The sequence below is a fragment of the Vogesella mureinivorans genome (assembly GCF_007644035.1).
Lineage (GTDB): Bacteria > Pseudomonadota > Gammaproteobacteria > Burkholderiales > Chromobacteriaceae > Vogesella > Vogesella mureinivorans.
Genome location: NZ_VMTV02000833.1, coordinates 1 through 482, shown reverse-complemented (window position 1 = coordinate 482; position 482 = coordinate 1). Strand labels below are relative to the sequence as shown.

At 52.3% G+C, this 482-nt stretch carries 1 protein-coding gene; it reads right to left on the bottom strand.

Annotated features, from left to right (window positions below; all coding sequences use genetic code 11):
* Nucleotides 1-26 precede the first annotated feature (26 nt).
* A partial coding sequence (locus FLQ44_RS25680; RefSeq protein WP_147695759.1) for an IS1 family transposase occupies nucleotides 27-482 on the bottom strand: 456 nt, incomplete at its 5' end.

Here is a 482-nt window from a genome sequence, read left to right as displayed (position 1 = left end):
AGTGTTCTAGACCTGTGTATGGGTTGTTATATAGGTCGCCCAAATTCATAGCGGTTGATGAACAGTCCAATCACGGTGTCATGCATCAAGACAGATTTAGAGAAGCAAATGGTTTTGCGCGCCAACCGTTTGATCCGAGTCCTTAACGTTAGGTGTTTTCGTTCAATGCGCTGCGTGTTCGTCTTGCCAACCGTATGCTGTTCAGGCTCAAGCAACCGCAAGTAAGCCCCCCACCTATCGGTGTAAAACTGCCGGATGCCAAAGGGAGTGAGCAATGTCATGAGCGCTGAGAGGGCAGCATCTTCATGGGGCGCTAGAACATAGGCCAACACGGTACCTGTTTGATGGTCGATGGCCTGCCAGAGCCATCGTTGCTGCCGCTTTGATTGCACAAAGCTCCACATCTCGTCCATTTCCACTTCCTCTACCCGCACTATCAGGGCTGTGGTGGGAGGCGTTGGCGTCTGCTCTAACAGGGCTCG